At 66.0% G+C, this 13,896-nt stretch carries 13 protein-coding genes; 10 read left to right on the forward strand and 3 right to left on the reverse strand.

The genetic code is table 11. The features are described 5' to 3' along the window. The first annotated feature begins 62 nt into the window (after positions 1-62). The 7 genes from KF719_RS11095 (at position 63) to KF719_RS11125 (ending at position 8,358) form a co-directional block, all read left to right on the forward strand. A complete protein-coding gene (locus KF719_RS11095; RefSeq protein WP_293508778.1) occupies positions 63-767 on the forward strand; it encodes a response regulator transcription factor in 705 nt (234 codons plus the stop codon). Positions 768-829: 62 nt separating this feature from the next. Then, complete coding sequence (locus tag KF719_RS11100) at positions 830-2,617, forward strand: stimulus-sensing domain-containing protein (RefSeq protein ID WP_293508779.1); 1,788 nt, start codon at positions 830-832, stop codon at positions 2,615-2,617. Positions 2,618-2,619: 2 nt separating this feature from the next. Further along, positions 2,620-3,087 (forward strand): HPr kinase/phosphatase C-terminal domain-containing protein, encoded by a 468-nt coding sequence (locus KF719_RS11105; RefSeq protein WP_293508780.1) that lies wholly within the window; start codon positions 2,620-2,622, stop codon positions 3,085-3,087. A gap of 159 nt (positions 3,088-3,246) precedes the next feature. Further along, positions 3,247-3,654 (forward strand): PTS sugar transporter subunit IIA, encoded by a 408-nt coding sequence (locus KF719_RS11110; RefSeq protein WP_293508781.1) that lies wholly within the window; start codon positions 3,247-3,249, stop codon positions 3,652-3,654. Next, entirely contained in the window at positions 3,651-3,950 is a 300-nt protein-coding gene (locus tag KF719_RS11115; RefSeq protein ID WP_293508782.1) for an HPr family phosphocarrier protein, read from the forward strand. Before KF719_RS11110 ends, KF719_RS11115 begins: the two co-directional genes overlap by 4 nt. 225 nt (positions 3,951-4,175) lie before the next feature. Beyond that, positions 4,176-5,594: an adenosylhomocysteinase gene (gene ahcY, locus KF719_RS11120; RefSeq protein WP_293508783.1), complete on the forward strand. Its 1,419-nt coding sequence runs from the start codon at positions 4,176-4,178 to the stop codon at positions 5,592-5,594. A gap of 205 nt (positions 5,595-5,799) precedes the next feature. Continuing rightward, positions 5,800-8,358 (forward strand): PAS domain-containing sensor histidine kinase, encoded by a 2,559-nt coding sequence (locus KF719_RS11125; protein ID WP_293508784.1) that lies wholly within the window; start codon positions 5,800-5,802, stop codon positions 8,356-8,358. A gap of 252 nt (positions 8,359-8,610) precedes the next feature. Here the strand turns inward: KF719_RS11125 and KF719_RS11130 are convergent, their stop codons facing one another. From KF719_RS11130 to KF719_RS11140, 3 genes are all read right to left on the reverse strand, one after another. Further along, the gene (locus KF719_RS11130; RefSeq protein ID WP_293508785.1) at positions 8,611-8,904 is read right to left on the reverse strand and encodes a ribbon-helix-helix protein, CopG family; all 294 of its coding nucleotides are present in this window, start codon (positions 8,902-8,904) and stop codon (positions 8,611-8,613) included. Then, the gene (locus KF719_RS11135) at positions 8,901-9,242 is read right to left on the reverse strand and encodes a hypothetical protein (protein ID WP_293508786.1); all 342 of its coding nucleotides are present in this window, start codon (positions 9,240-9,242) and stop codon (positions 8,901-8,903) included. The genes KF719_RS11130 and KF719_RS11135 overlap by 4 nt, the downstream gene beginning before the upstream one ends. Positions 9,243-9,318: 76 nt before the next feature. After that, positions 9,319-9,861 (reverse strand): superoxide dismutase family protein, encoded by a 543-nt coding sequence (locus KF719_RS11140; protein ID WP_293508787.1) that lies wholly within the window; start codon positions 9,859-9,861, stop codon positions 9,319-9,321. 181 nt (positions 9,862-10,042) lie between these two features. Between KF719_RS11140 and KF719_RS11145 the strand changes: the two genes are divergently transcribed. The 3 genes from KF719_RS11145 to KF719_RS11155 all read left to right on the forward strand — a co-directional run bounded on the left by KF719_RS11145 (position 10,043) and on the right by KF719_RS11155 (position 13,890). Then, positions 10,043-10,510 (forward strand): (2Fe-2S)-binding protein, encoded by a 468-nt coding sequence (locus tag KF719_RS11145; RefSeq protein WP_293508788.1) that lies wholly within the window; start codon positions 10,043-10,045, stop codon positions 10,508-10,510. Positions 10,511-10,524: 14 nt separating this feature from the next. Then, positions 10,525-12,780: a molybdopterin cofactor-binding domain-containing protein gene (locus tag KF719_RS11150; RefSeq protein ID WP_293508789.1), complete on the forward strand. Its 2,256-nt coding sequence runs from the start codon at positions 10,525-10,527 to the stop codon at positions 12,778-12,780. An 87-nt stretch (positions 12,781-12,867) separates the two neighbouring features. Further along, complete coding sequence (locus tag KF719_RS11155; protein ID WP_293508790.1) at positions 12,868-13,890, forward strand: aldehyde reductase; 1,023 nt, start codon at positions 12,868-12,870, stop codon at positions 13,888-13,890. The last annotated feature ends 6 nt before the right edge of the window (positions 13,891-13,896 follow it).

The raw sequence follows: 13,896 nt of genomic DNA on the forward strand, positions 1-13,896 counted from the left end.
ACGAGGAAGAACCGAAGGGCCAGACCGGCCAAAGGGGCCAGGCTGAGAAGGAACGGGGGCCAATGCCGACCATTGCGCTGGTCGACGACGACCGCAACATTCTGACCTCGGTGAGCATCGCGCTCGAAGCCGAGGGCTATCACGTTCAGACCTATACCGATGGCGCGGCGGCGCTGGCGGGCCTTTCGGCCAATCCGCCCGACGTCGCCGTCTTCGACATCAAGATGCCGCGCATGGACGGCATGGAGTTGCTGCGCCGCCTGCGCCAGAAATCCGACCTGCCGGTGATTTTCCTCACCTCCAAGGACGACGAGATTGACGAATTGTTCGGTCTCAAGATGGGCGCCGACGACTACATCACCAAGCCCTTCTCGCAGCGCCTGCTGGTCGAACGCGTGAAGGCGGTTCTGCGCCGCTTCAGCCCCAAGGTCGAGGGCGCCGCGCCGGCCGAAGGCGCCGCCAATCAGGTGATGGAGCGCGGCCATTTGCTGCTCGATCCCGAACGCCACACTTGCACCTGGGGCGGCAAGCAGGTCGTGCTGACCGTCACCGAATTCCTGATCCTGCAGGCGCTGGCCCAGCGTCCCGGCTACGTCAAGAGCCGCGACGCGCTGATGGACGCGGCCTATGACGATCAGGTCTATGTCGACGACCGCACCATCGACAGCCACATCAAGCGGCTGCGCAAGAAGTTCAAGGAAGTCGATGACGATTTCGACGCCATCGAAACCCTCTACGGCGTCGGCTACCGCTACCGCGAGGCCTGAAACCTGTCGGCGGGCTTCGGCGCGCGGCATGAAGCCAGGCATGAAAAGGCCGAAGAAATGTCATGGCCAGCCTGATCGAAAATGAAAGCGAGCGCGCGGGCCGGGACGATCCCGCGCCGCGCGCCGCGCCCGCATCGGCATTGCCCGCGCGTTTCGCGGCATGGGCGGCGCGTTCGCTTTCCGCCTTTCGCGGTTTTCTGGCGCGCGGCCGGTTTTCGAGCCTGACGCGCCGCATCGTCGCCTTCAATGTCGCGGCGCTTTTTGTCCTGCTGACCGGCATTCTCTATCTCAACCAGTTTCGCGAAGGTCTGATCGATGCGCGCCGCCAGAGCCTTCTGACCCAGGCGGAAATCATCGCCGGCGCCATTGCCGAAGGCGCGACCTCGACACCGGATGCGCAGGTGATCGATCCGTTGGCGGGCAATCGCGCGTCGCAATCCTCGATCGACGCCGCGCTGGCGGAAAGAACCCTGCCGATCGATCCCGAAGGGGCCGCGCCGATCCTGCGGCGGCTCGTTCTGCCGACCCAGACCCGCGCCCGTCTCTACGACAAGGATGGCTGGCTTATTCTCGATTCGCGCCAGCTCTCCGCGTCCGGCCAGGTTGTCGCCTTCGAGTTGCCGCCGCCTGAAGGCGTCGACGAGCCGGGTTTCCTGGAGGGCATTGCCGACTGGATGCTGAGCATACTGCCCGGCCGCGATCTCGAGCGCTTCCGCGAAGCCGGAAGTCAGAACGGCACGATGTACGCCGAAGTCATCGGCGCGCTGACGGGCACGCCCTCCAGCATGGAACGCGTCAACGACCGGAACGAATTGATCGTCTCGGTCGCCGTGCCGATCCAGCGTTACCGCGCGGTGCTTGGCGTGCTGATGCTGTCGACGCGCGGCGGCGACATCGACGCCATTGTCCGCGCCGAACGCTTTGCCATCGTGCAGGTCTTCATGGTTGCGCTCGGCGTCACCATTCTTCTGTCGGTGGTGCTCGCCGGCACCATCGCCGAGCCGGTCCGCCGCCTGGCGCAGGCCGCCGAAATCGTCCGCCGCGGCAAGAATGCGCGCGCGCAAATTCCCGACTTCACCGGACGCCGCGACGAGATCGGCGAATTGTCCGGATCGCTGCGCGACATGACCAATGCGCTCTACAGCCGCATCGATGCGATCGAAAGCTTTGCCGCCGACGTCGCGCATGAACTGAAAAACCCGCTGACCTCGCTCCGAAGCGCCGTCGAGACATTGCGGCTGGCGAAGGACGATGCCGCCAAGGAACGTCTGACGCAGATCATTCAGGACGATGTCCGCCGCATCGACCGTCTGATCAGCGACATTTCCAACGCCTCGCGGCTCGACGCCGAATTGTCGCGCGAGGAAATGGAAGAGGTGAGCATTCCGACACTGCTCGAAACGGTTTGCGATCTCTTCACCGAAACGGGCGTCGCGGGCGATGCCCGCGTCGTGCTCGACATCGATCCCGGCCCGCAGGGCCGTGAGCACATGACGGTCAGGGGTTTCGACATGCGCCTCGGTCAGGTCGTGCGCAACCTGGTCGACAACGCGCTTTCGTTCAGTCCGCCGGGCGGCGTCGTTCGCGTTTCCGCTGAGCGTCTGCGCGACCGCATCGTCATCCACGTCGAGGACGAGGGGCCGGGCATCCCGCCCGACAGTTTCGAGCGCATCTTCGACCGTTTCCACACCGACCGGCCGGACAGTTTCGGCAAGCATTCGGGCCTTGGCCTCGCCATTTCCCGGCAGATCGTCGACGTGCATGGCGGCACGGTGCGCGCCACCAATCTGATGGATGGCGACAAGGTGCGCGGCGCGCGCTTCACCGTCGACCTGCCGGCGGCGGGCTGATCTTGCCCGGCGCGCTCTACATGCATGGCACCTGTATTGCCTGCGGCGCCCGCGCGGCGCTGCTGCGCGGACCGTCGGGCGCCGGAAAGTCCGATCTGGCCTTCCGCCTGATCCGCGCCGACGCCAGCGGCGAAACCCGTCTTGTCGCCGACGATCAGGTGCGCCTCGTTCGCGACGGCGCGCGTCTTGTCGCCTCCGCGCCCGAAATGCTGACCGGCCTCATCGAGTTGCGCGGCCTCGGCCTTGTCGAAATGCCGGCGGCGGCGCAGGGCGATGTCGTATTGATCGTCGATCTGGTGCCGCGCGCTGCCGTGCCGCGTCTGCCTGAACCCCGCCACGAGGAAATCGCCGGCCTCCGCCTGCCGGTGCTGGCGCTACACGCTTTCGATATCACGGCGCCCGAAAAGCTCCGTCTCGCTCTGGCCGCTATTCCGGAAACGGGTTTCCCGGGCCCCGACGGCCGCCTTTGATCCCGAAATCCGCATCCGCCGGCGCCCCCGAAGCGATGCCGATTGTTGCGTCGCAACACTTGTCATTGACGCCGGAATGAGGTCACGATACGCCCCTCGCAGGGGTAAGTTACGCCGCCCGGCCGTCAGGCGGCCCGGAAGCGGCAAAGAGGGCGGTCGATGATCGGATTGGTACTTGTCACACATGGTCAGCTGGCCAGCCAGTTTGTCGCCGCGATGGAACATGTCGTCGGCGCGCAGGCGCAGGTTGCGGCCATCAGCATCGGCCCCGACGACGACATGGAGCAGCGCCGCAAGGACATATTGAAGGCGGTCGCCGCGTCCGACAGCGGCGACGGCGTCATCCTGTTGACCGACATGTTCGGCGGCACACCCTCCAACCTCGCGATTTCGGTGATGGACAAGGCCCGGGTCGAGGTGATCGCCGGCGTCAACCTGCCCATGCTGATCAAGCTCGCCTCCGTCCGCGACACGGCTTCGCTCGGCGAGGCCGTCGATCAGGCGCAGGAATCCGGCCGCAAATACATCTCGATTGCGAGCCGCGTACTGGCTGGCGACGGCGCGTGACGGTCGAAAGCGGCGGGGCACCGCGTCCCGCATCCCGCCTCCTCAACATCGTCAACACGCGCGGCCTCCACGCCCGCGCTTCGGCGAAATTCGTCCAGACCGCCGAACGTTTCGACGCCGACATCCGCGTTTCCCGCGAAGGCCAGACGGTCCCCGGCACCTCGATCATGGGCCTGATGATGCTGGCCGCCGCGCCCGGCTGCTGCATCCTGATCGAGGCCGAGGGCCCCGAAGCCGAGGCCGCGCTCGACGCCCTCGAGGCGCTGGTGTCGGACGGTTTCGGCGAACGCGACTAGATTTCGCCTGCCCATCGCCATGTCGTAACCGCCGGGATTAAGGCCGGCAGGGCCATTTTGCCGGCCAAAACAACGATATAAAGATTTCTTTATATCGACCTTGCCCCCTCTCCCCGCCCTTGCTATAACCGCCCCCGAACCGGCCGCTCCGCGAGCCGCGGCGCCTGTGCGCGCCGCCCGCGCCGGCCCGCCTGAAATCACGCCCCGCAAAGGAGCTACCGCCCCATGAGTCAAGCCGCCAAAGCCGATCCGCGCGACTACGCGATCAAGGACATCAATCTCGCCGATTGGGGCCGCAAGGAAATCGACATCGCCGAAACCGAAATGCCGGGCCTGATGGCGACGCGCGAGGAGTTCGGCGCGCAGAAGCCCTTGAAGGGTGCCCGCATCGCCGGCTCGCTGCACATGACGATCCAGACCGCCGTGCTGATCGAGACGCTGGCCGAGCTCGGCGCCGACATCCGCTGGGCTTCCTGCAACATCTATTCGACGCAGGACCATGCCGCCGCCGCCATCGCCGCGCGCGGCATTCCGGTCTTTGCCATCAAGGGCGAAAGCCTTGAGGATTACTGGGAATACACCCACCGCATTTTCGAATGGTCGGATGGCGGCGCCCCCAACATGATCCTCGACGACGGCGGCGACGCGACGCTGCTGATCCATCTCGGCAAGCGCGCCGAAGAAGGCGACGTCGCTTTCCTCGAAACGCCGGGCAACGAGGAAGAGGAAATCCTTTTCGCCGCTATCAAGCGCCGCCTCAAGCACAAGCCGGGCTTCTACAGCCAGATCGCCAAAAGCGTGCGCGGCGTGACGGAGGAAACCACCACCGGCGTCCACCGTCTTTATGAAATGCAGAAGAAGGGCACGCTGCTCTGGCCGGCGATCAACGTCAACGACAGCGTGACGAAGTCGAAATTCGACAATCTCTATGGCTGCCGCGAGTCGCTGGTCGACGGCATCCGCCGCGCCACCGACGTGATGATGTCGGGCAAGGTCGGCGTCGTCGCGGGCTTCGGCGACGTGGGCAAGGGTTCGGCCGCCTCACTGCGTCAGGCCGGCTGCCGCGTCATCGTCACCGAAATCGATCCCATCTGCGCGCTCCAGGCGGCGATGGAAGGCTATGAAGTGACGACGATGGACGAAGCCGCGCCCCGCGGCGACATTTTCGTGACCACGACCGGCAATGTCGACGTCATCACCGTCGATCACATGCGCGCCATGAAGCACCGCGCCATCGTCTGCAACATCGGTCACTTCGACAGCGAGATCCAGATCGGCGGTCTGCGCAATCTCAAATGGCACAACGTCAAGCCGCAGGTCGACGAGATCGAGTTCCAGGACGGCAAGCGCATCATCCTGCTCGCCGAGGGCCGCCTCGTGAATCTCGGCTGCGGCACCGGTCATCCGAGCTTCGTGATGTCGGCCTCCTTCACCAACCAGACGCTGGCCCAGATCGAACTCTGGACGAAGCCGGACGACTACGAGAAGAAGGTCTATGTGCTGAAGAAGGAGCTCGACGAAAAGGTCGCGCGCCTGCATCTCGCCAAGATCGGCGTGAAGCTCGAAACGCTGAACAAGAAGCAGGCCGACTATATCGGCGTCTCCGCCGAAGGCCCCTTCAAGCCCGAGACCTACCGCTACTGATCGGCGGCCTCGCGCAAACGAAAAGAAAGCCCGGCGGAAACGCCGGGCTTTTTTCTGTCTTTGCCTTTTTACCCGGCCCCGCTTTCACCCCGGAGTCGCCAATGGTGTAGTATCTGGCGGGGTCAGGTGATTTGCGTCCGCGCCCACGAAACGGGGGCGGAGCGCGATGGGGATTTGCGTGATGAAGGCGGCCGGAAGCCGGAATTTGACGAGAACCTTGCGTGCCGCCGCCGCGCCGTCCGCCCTGCTTGCGCCCCTGTTCTGGCCGGCCGCCGCCACCGCGCAGGAAATCGTGCCGAAAGGCCTGATGGACCGTCTGGTCGCCATCGGCCTGCCGCCCGAGGCCGCGGCCGATCCCGCCGTCGCCGCCGCCTATGCCGTTGCCGCCGGCATCGCCTTTGCGGGCGCTCTGGCCGGCATTGTCGGTCTGCGCTCGGCCCGTGCCGCGCGCCGCGTGGCGCTCGCGCGCGAGGCGGGCCTCGGTGCCCTCGAAGCCCGGCTCGACGAGGCCGAAGCGATCCTCGCCGCCGAGCCCGACGCCGTTTTCATCTGGACGCCGGAGAGCCTGCGCGCCTCCCCCGGCACCTTTCAGGCCCGCCCCCGCATCGTCGGTTCGACGGCGACGCTGGTCGATCCCTCTTCGGGCGATCTCGATTTCAGCTATCTGCTGACCCGGCTCGAACCTGAAAATGCCGGCCGCCTCAACACCGCCGTCCAGCGCTTGCGCACGCGCGGCGCCCGCTTTTCGCTGCATGTGCAATCGGTCGACGGCCGCACCTTCGAGGCCGAGGGCCGCCCGGCCGGCGCCCTTGCGGTGCTCTGGCTGCGCGACGTCACCGGCGAACGCGCCGAGGTCTCGCGCCTGAAGGATCGCCTGCGCGCCACCGAGGCCGCGCGCGCCCGCTTCGAGGAACAATTGATGACGGCGCCGTTGCCGGCCTGGCGCCGCGATGGCGAAGGCAAGCTTGCCTGGGTCAACACCGCCTATGCCGAAGCGGTCGATGCCGCCTCGCCGGAAGAGGCGGTGATGAAGGGCCTCGAACTTCTGAACGAGGAAACGCTCTCGGCGCTGCGCCGCGCGTTGTTCGACCGGGCCCGCGCCCGCGAGCGCAGCCACGCCATCATGGCCGGCGAGCGCCGGGCGCTGGAAATCGTCGAACAGCGTGTCAGCGACGGCGTCGCCGGCGTCGCCGTCGATGTCTCGGCGCTCGACGCGGCCGAGGGCGAGCTTCGCCGTCACATCGAAAGCCATGCCGCGACGCTCGACCGCGTGACGACGGCGGTGGCGATCTGCGGGCCCGACAAGCGCCTCGCCTTCCACAACCGCGCCTTCGAAACGCTCTGGGGCCTCGATCCGCAATGGCTCGATCAGGGTCCGGCTGACGGCGAAATTCTCGACGAGCTGCGCGCCCGCCGCCGCCTGCCCGAACAGGCGAACTTCCAGGCCTGGAAGCAGGCGCGCATGGAGATCTACACCGCCCCCGATCCGATCGAGGAATACTGGCACCTGCCCGACGGCCGCACCGTCAAGATGGTCGGTCAGGCGCATCCCTTTGGCGGCGTCGTCTATCTCTATGAAAACGTCACCGAGCGTCTCAATCTCGAAAGCAGCTACAACACGCTGGCGCGTGTGCAGCGCGAAACCATCGACAATCTCTATGAAGGCGTCGCGGTCTTCGGCTCCGACGGCCGCCTGAAACTTTCGAACCCCGCCTTCGCGCGCATCTGGAATTTCTCGCCCGCCGATCTCGAGGACGAGCCCCATGTCAACGATCTCGCCGAGATCGCCCGCGGGCTGATCGACGGCGTGCCGGAAGTGCCGGGCGTCATCGCCGCCATCACCAATGCGTCCGGCGCCCGCGCCCAGACGACCGGGCGTCTCCGGCGGCCGGACAACACCGTCATCGACTATGCGCAGGTGCCATTGCCCGACGGGGCGACGCTGGTGACATTCGTCGACGTCACGGATTCGATCCAGATCGAAAGCGCCCTGCGCGAACGCAACGACGCGCTCGAAACCGCCGACCGGCTGAAATCGGAATTCATCAGCCACGTCTCCTATCAGTTGCGCACGCCGCTCACCAACATTCTCGGCTTCGGCGAAATTCTCGAAACCGAAATGTTCGGCACGCTCAACCCGCGCCAGCATGAATACATGCAAGGCATCCTCGAAAGTTCCGAAACGCTGATCGACGTCGTCAACGACATTCTCGATCTCGCGGTCATCGAGGCGGGCGCCATGACGCTCGATCTTTCCGATGTCGAATTGTCGGAGGTGATCTACGCGACGGAAGAATTCGCGCAGCGCCCGGCGCAGAAAAACAAGGTCGTGCTGAAAGTCGAATGCCCGAAGGACATCGGCATCGTCCGCGCCGACGAAAAGCGCATCAAGCAGATCATGATCAACCTGCTGTCCAATGCGCTGGCCTTCACCAGCCCCGGCGACACCATCACCATCGGCGCCATGCGTTTTGAAAACTCGGTCGAGCTATTCGTCGCCGACACCGGCGACGGTATCAAACCGGAATTCCAGTCCAACGTTTTTGACCGTTTCGAGGCGCACGGGTCGGGCGACCGCCGCCGCGGCGCCGGCCTCGGCCTCTCGCTGGTGCATTCATTCGTCGAACTGCATGGCGGCTGGGTGACGCTCGAAAGCACACCCGGCATCGGCACCCGCGTCGCCTGCCACCTCCCGGTCCGCGCCGCACCGCCTGCCCGCGTCTCGCCCGCCCCCGACGCCCCGACACGGCTTGAGGTGGGGTAGGGAGCGGAGAGACGTCTGTAGACGGATAGAATTATTTTCGTCCACTCCCACACTTTGTCTTTGCCGGGCTTGACCCGGCAATCCAGAAGCCGCGAGAGCGGCGTCTCTCTTCGCTAGAAGAGATGGAGGCAATACGGCAAACCAAGATAGAAGTGTCACCCCGACGAAAGCCGGGGTCCATCTGACTTTGAAGTGTGTGGGGCGCGGTCCATGGATCCCGGCTTTCGCCGGGATGACATCCAAGGAGCGGCGTTACAAAAATATCCGGTAAGGCACGCTCGTTCCGTCCGGTTCCTTCACCTGGAATTCGGCGCCGCGTTCGGCCTCGCCGATCAGCGCTTCGTAAAGCCGGAGCGCGTTGCGGATCACCTCGGCGTAAGACGCGGCCTCGGTCTTGTCCTTCAATTGCTGCAATCGCTCCATCGCCTGTGGCGGCATTTCGAGCTGCACCCGCGTCGTCTCGCGTTCCGCCTCGCCATGCCGCCCGTGACGTCCATGCCGCCTTCCGCGCCGCGGCTTGCGATCCTCGTCCATCTCCGCGCTCATGCGTCGAATTCCCTGCGATAGCGCCGCCGGCCCGGATACCGGCCACGCCGTCCGCGCGAAAGCAGCAGCAGCGCCGCCAGCACACCGAGCGTCGCCAGCGGATAGCTGATCGCCACCGACAGGGCCGCGACCACGGCAACAAGCGCGGCCAGTCCCCACAGCGCAGACCCGCCGCCGAAGCGCCGGCGCCAATGTCCGCTCTCCTCGCGCCAGCGCGCATGGCCATATTCGCAGCCGCGCTCGAATTCGTGCCTCAGCCGTTCGGCCATCGGAAATTCCTCGCCGACGCCGACCCGGTAGCGCGTCGCCGCGCTCTCCTCTTGCTGACGATCGTCCATGATCTCTCTCCCTGCGACTGTCTCGCAGCAAGATATAATCAAAATATCATCAACAATCAACCGAAAAATATATGGCCTATTCGGTGCGTTCCAGCACCGCGCAGGCGATGCGCGCGCCCGCGCCGCCGATCGGCTGGCTCGCATGGTCGTCGGCGCTTTCATGGATCACGATGGCGCTGCCATCGGCATCGAACAGCGCGGCGCGATCGCCCGCGCCGTCGAAGCTGACCAGGCCTGAAAACATCTCGGCCTTTCCGGCGCCGTCCGCCGCCACATAAAGGTTCGGCAGGTCGCCGAAGTCGGGGCCATCCGGGTTGAGAAGCCCGTGCGGCGCCTTGTCGGCTTCATGCGCATGATTGATATGTCCGCCGGACGCCATGAACTTTTCGTCCGAGCAGTCGCCGGTGGCGTGGAAGTGAACCCCGTGCCAGCCGGGCGCCAGCCCCTCCACCTCGATCCGCAGCAGCACGCCTGTCGGTCCCTCGCGAAGTACGGCCTCGCCGGCATCCGCGCCCTCATTGGTTTGGAACACGGCCCGGGCCTCCGGTGCGGCCCATGCGGCGCTCACGGGAAGCATCAGGGCCAGAAGCATGGCGGCGGCGAGCGGACGAACGGACATGGAAACCTCCGGAAATGTCGAAACAACGGTGCCCAAAAGATAGATCGCCCCGCCGGACCTGCCCACCGCCGCCTTCACAAAACCGTGACCCTGAAATCGGCGCTGGATACCGACTGACCGAAATGGTAAAAACGGTCAGTCAGGCCCGGAAACCGCCCCCGAATCCGCTGGAGGAACCCCCATGTCCATCACGCTGCGCGTCAACGGCAAGGCTCATGCACTCGACATCGAGCCCGAAATGCCGCTCCTCTGGGCCCTTCGCGACGAATTGGGCATGACCGGCACCAAGTTCGGCTGCGGCGTCGCCGCCTGCGGCGCCTGCACGGTCCATGTCGACGGGGTTGCGATGCGAAGCTGCGTCACCCCGGTCGAGGCGGTCGACGGCGCGGAAATCACCACCATCGAAGGCCTTGCCGCCGTCTCGGGCGCGGCCGAGGGCATGCTGAGCGCGCTCCAGCAGGCCTGGATCGAGGCGCAGGTGCCGCAATGCGGCTATTGCCAGTCCGGCATGTTGATGGCCGTATCGGCGCTGATCGCCGAAAATCCTCAGCCCACGGATGAAGACATCGACGCGGCGATCACCAATGTCTGCCGCTGCGGCACTTATCCGCGCGTCCGCGCCGCCATCCGTTCCGTCACCGCCGCCTGAGGGAGAACAGCATCATGGCCATCGAACTCAAAAAGCCCACACGCCGTCAATTGCTGGTCGCGGGCGGTCTCGCCGGCGGCGGTCTGCTGCTCGGCGTCGCCGTTTCCGGTCCCTCGCGCCGCGGCCTCGCCGACAAACTGGCGGCGGAAGGCGGCGAACGCTTTCTCACCGCCTGGCTGAAAATTTCCCCCGACAACATCGTCACGGTCTATGTGCCGCATGCCGACATGGGCCAGGGCCCGATCACCGCGCTTGCGATGATGGCGGCCGAAGAGCTCGAGGCCGACTGGTCGCTGGTCCGCGCCGAACAGGCCCCCGCCGAAAAGGCCTTCGCCAACGAGGCGCTGGGCAACCGCTTCCTCGCCGGCGATGCCGTGCCGCCGATGCTGAAAGGCGTCACCGCCGCGACCTGGACCAAAGTCGCGCAATTCATGAACCTGCAGATCACCGGCGGTTCGATGGCGGTGCGCTACACCGGCCATCACGGCATGCGCGTCACCGGTGCCGCCGCGAAAGACATGCTGGTCAAGGCCGCCGCCGCGCGCTGGAATTGTTCGCCGTCGGAATGCACGGCCGCGATGAGCATGGTCAAGGGCCCGGCCGGCCAGTCCGCCACCTATGGCGAGCTTGCGGCCGATGCGGCGGATTATTCGCCCTCGGCGCGGCCGAAGCTGAAAGCGAAAAAGGACTACACCATCGTCGGCACGGCGCGTCCCCGCTTCGACATCCCGTCCAAGGTCGACGGCACGGCCATGTATGGCGTCGATGCGCGCCCCGAAGGTCTGCTCTATGCGGCGGTCCATCTCGGCCCGGTCTTCGGCAGCAGCGTCGCTTCATATGACGCGTCGGAAATCCTCGCCCGCCGCGGCGTCAAAAAAGTTGTCGAATTTCCCGGCGGCGTCGCCGTCATCGCCGACAATTACTGGCGTGCCAAGGAAGCCGCGCTTGCTCTCGACGTGACTTTCGACACCAAGGGCAATGAGGCGATCTCGTCGGAAACCATCTTCGCCGCGCACGACGCGGCGCTTGACGCCGGCAAGAGCGACAAGGACTTCGAAACCGGCAACGCACCCCGCGCCTTCCAAACCGCCGCGCGCACCGTCGAGGCGTCCTACCGCGTGCCTTATCTGGCGCATGCCTGCATGGAGCCGATGAACTGCACCGTCTGGATCCGCGACGGCAAGGCCGATGTCTGGCTCGGCGTGCAGGACCCGCTCGGCGCCCGCGCCCGCATCGCCGAAGTCGCCGGCCTCGACTTCGACAACGTCACCATGCATCCGATGCTGCTCGGTGGCGGTTTCGGCCGCCGCATCCCGATCCGCGCCGGCTTCTTCGATTTCCCGAGCGAGATCGATTTCGCGGCGATGATCGCCAAGGAAGTCGACGCGCCGGTGAAGCTGATCTACACCCGCGAAGACGACATCCAGCACGACGCCTACCGCATCGCCTCATCCTCGCGCCTGCGCGCCGCGCTCGACGAGAGCGGCTTCCCAACGGCTTGGGAAAACCGCTACGTCCACAAGGACGAGCCCGGCGAGGCCCCGCACATTCCTTATAATGTGCCCAACCAGTCGATCCGCTTTGTCGAGATCGACAATCCGGTGCCGCGCGGTCCCTGGCGCTCCGTCGCGCACACGCAGCACACCTTCTTCAACGAAAGCTTCGTCGACGAACTGGCGCATGAAGCGGGGCAGGACCCGTTCGAATATCGCCGCGCCATGCTGAAGGACCAGCCCCGTCATCTGGCGGTGCTGGAACTTGCGGCTGAAAAAGCCGGCTGGGGCCGCCCGCTCCCCGCCGGGCGCTCGCGCGGTATTGCGATCCAGCAAAGCTTCGGTTCGATCGTCGCCGAGGTTGCCGAAATCTCGATCGTCGAGCCCGGCGCGGTCAAGGTCCACCGCGTCACCGCCGCCGTCGATTGCGGCGAGGTGATCCATCCGGACACCGCCGCCCAGCAGGTCGAGAGCGCCATCATCTACGGCCTCACCGCCGCGCTCTTCGGCGAGATCAGCATCGAAGGCGGCGCCGTCGCGCAGACGAACTTCACCGACTACGAAATGCTGAAGCTCGCCGACACGCCCGCCATCGACGTCCACTTCATCGAAAGCGGCGCCGCCATCGGCGGCCTCGGCGAGCCCGGCACGCCGCCCATCTCGGCCGCCGTCGCCAACGCGGTCTTCTCGCTCACCGGCCAGCGCATCCGCCAGCTGCCGCTGAAGAACCACAAACTCTCCCCCGCCTCCGGCCAGTTCGCGCAAGCGGCGGACTGACCGGCACCGGCAAACCCGTGTCACCCCGGCGAAAGCCGGGGTCCATAGGCGGCGCGGAAAAGTGATCCGCCAACGGAGGAACGCCCCATGCCAACAGTCCTCGTCACCGGCGGCTCCGGCTTCATCGCCGCTCATTGCATCCTGCAACTGCTGGCGGCCGGTCACGAGGTCCGCACCACGGTGCGCAACCTCGCCCGCGAGGCGGATGTCCGCGCCATGCTGAAAGCGGGCGGTGCCGAACCCGGCCCGCGTCTTTCCTTCTTCGCCGCCGACCTCACATCCGACAAGGGCTGGGCCGAGGCCGCGCAGGGCGCCGACTACGCGCTTCATGTCGCCTCGCCCTTTCCCTCAGGCGTACCGAAAGACGAGAACGAGTTGATCGTGCCGGCCCGCGACGGCGCGCTGCGTGTGCTCCGCGCCGCGCGCGACGCCGGCGTCAAGCGCGTCGTGATGACGTCGTCCTTCGCCGCCATCGGCTACGGCCACCCCGCCCGCAAGAAGCCCTTCGACGAAACCGACTGGACGAACCTCGAAGGCGGCGGCGACCTCACCCCCTACACCAAATCGAAAACCATCGCCGAACGCGCCGCCTGGGATTTCATCGCCCGCGAGGGCAACGGCCTCGAACTCGCAACGGTCAATCCGGTCGGCGTGCTCGGGCCCGTCCTCGGGCCGGACTTTTCGACCTCGATCCAGATCGTGAAAGGCCTGATCGACGGTTCCGTGCCTGGCATGCCGAAGCTCTCCTTCGGCCTTGTCGATGTGCGCGACGTCGCCGATCTGCACCTGCGCGCGATGACCGATCCGGCCGCGAAGGGCGAGCGCTTCCTCGCCATCTCCGGCGATTATGTCTGGATGCGCGACATCGCCCGCGCGCTGAAGGCGCGCATGGGCAAGGCGGCGGCCAAAGTGCCGACGCGGCAATTGCCCAACTGGCTGGTCTTCATCGCCGCCATGCGCATGCCCGAGCTGAAACTTGTGCTCCCCGAACTCGGCAAGGAAAAACACGCGACCGGCGAAAAGGCGACCCGCCTCCTCGGCTGGAACCCCCGCCCCTGGGAACAATCCGCCGTCGACACCGCCGAAAGCCTGATCGCGCTCGACGCCTGAGCGGCC

Origin of the sequence: Parvibaculum sp. (assembly GCF_019635935.1) — a bacterium.
Taxonomy (GTDB): Bacteria; Pseudomonadota; Alphaproteobacteria; order Parvibaculales; family Parvibaculaceae; genus Parvibaculum.